The organism is Mesorhizobium sp. M1403, assembly GCF_040317695.1.
GTDB lineage: Bacteria > Pseudomonadota > Alphaproteobacteria > Rhizobiales > Rhizobiaceae > Mesorhizobium.
Genome location: NZ_JAMYKY010000087.1, coordinates 1 through 1,381, shown reverse-complemented (window position 1 = coordinate 1,381; position 1,381 = coordinate 1). Strand labels below are relative to the sequence as shown.

Here is a 1,381-nt window from a genome sequence, read left to right as displayed (position 1 = left end):
TAAAGCTCGCCCACCGCCCCGAATGGAACCGGCGCGCCATGGCCGTCCAGAAGATACACCCGCGTGTTCGCAATCGGACGGCCGATCGGGAGACGGCGGAATATTTCGTCACTCAAGTTGATCTCGCAGGCTGTCGCGAAGGTCGTCGTCTCGGTTGGGCCGTAGCAATGAATGAGACGTACAGGACCTTCTTCTTTCAGCAATCTCAGAAAAGAGGAAAGGTCATTGCGCTCTCCTCCACAGAGAAGGTACTTAAGTTGGGATAACGTCGAGGCAATCGACGATGTATGTTGATTGAATAGTGCTGTTGTTAGAAAAAGGGAGGTCACCCCGTGCTGTTTAAGCACCCTAGAAAAACTGGGAGTGTCTATGACGGTGGTGGCATGCATTGTAACAATGCAACCACCGTTAAGCAGCGGTGCCCACACTTCGAATGTGCTTGCGTCGAAGGCGGGACTGCCAGCCCATGCCACACGATCCCTGGCATCGATCTTTGCATATCCATTATTGATCACGAGCCGATTGACAGCACAATGAGGAACAACAACTCCTTTGGGAAGGCCGGTTGAGCCGGAGGTGTACATTGCATACGCGGCGGCCTCGGCGCTCAACGCCAGGCCAGGATCGGAACCACATCCCGGTCCAATTGTGAGCGGCTCAATACCCAGACCAGGGAACGTCGACTCGACCAAACGATCATCGTCACTCTCGGTTAGCACCAGGCGTGGAGCACAATCGGCTATCAGCCATTCTTGTCGCACAGATGGAAGAGCGCGATCGATCGGCACATATACTCCCCCCGCTTTCAGGATCGCCAGTTGCGCCACCACAAGGGCGACGGAGCGGTCCAGCACTGTCGCAACGCAATCCGCCGGCTTCACCCCAAGCGCGATCAGGTGATGGGCAAGGCGGTTGGCGCGCGCGTTGAGCTCGCCATAGCTCAGGCGCTCGTCCTCGCAGACCACTGCCACCGCATCGGGGGCGCGCCGCACCTGCTGCTCGAACAGTTCATGGATGCACCGGTCCGACGGATAAGGCGCCGCCGTCCGGTTCAGCTCCTCCAGCAGGTAGGCGCGCTCGTCGGAGGGCAGGATGTCGATGCGGCCGACCGGCTGGCCTGCATCGGCGACCATCGCCCGCAGCAGCGCCAGCAGATAATTACGCTGCCGCTCGATCGTCGCCTGGTCGAACAGCGCCGTCGCATAGCCAAAGCTTCCGGCGATCTCCTCGCCATGCTCGCAAAGGCTCAGTTCCAGATCGAACTGGACTTGATCGAGCCCCTCCCCCGCAGCCTCTACACTCAGCCCCGGCAGATCCAATGACCCGATCGCATTGTTCTGCCAGGCCAACATCACCTGGAACAGCGGCGTGTGATCGAGAG

1 protein-coding gene is annotated in these 1,381 nt (G+C 59.2%); it reads right to left on the bottom strand.

Annotation, left to right across the window (positions count from 1 at the left end; all coding sequences use genetic code 11):
- A partial coding sequence (locus NKH01_RS35140; RefSeq protein ID WP_353024739.1) for an AMP-binding protein occupies nt 1-1,381 on the bottom strand: 1,381 nt, incomplete at both ends.